The sequence below is a fragment of the Cupriavidus sp. 8B genome (genome assembly GCF_054589115.1).
Genome location: NZ_BAAILO010000598.1, coordinates 1 through 272 on the forward strand (window position 1 = coordinate 1; position 272 = coordinate 272).

The following is a 272-nucleotide window of genomic DNA, read 5'->3' on the forward strand; positions in this document are numbered from 1 at the left end:
GGCATGCCGGCAGTGACGCCGAAGACAGTGGAGCAGCAGGCGACACTGGTGTTGCATCGGATGCGAGAGCAGCACATCAAGATGCGCACGATGATGGTCAATGCCTTGCGCGGCGCGCTCTATGAGTTTGGCTTGAGCTTCAAGAAGGGGCGTCAGGCGGGCTTGGCGGAGATGCGCGAGCGGCTGGCCGAAGTGGAGGAAGACGTGCCGGCGAGGGTGTTCGAGGCGTTGCGCGAACAGTTCGAGCTGATCGGTCGGCTAGACAAAGGCAT

Annotated in this window: 1 pseudogene; it reads left to right on the forward strand. The window is 62.1% G+C overall.

The window, feature by feature from the left end:
• Window positions 1–27: 27 nt before the first annotated feature.
• Window positions 28–272: pseudogene (locus tag ACYP5B_RS49820) on the forward strand (IS110 family transposase); the annotation flags it as partial.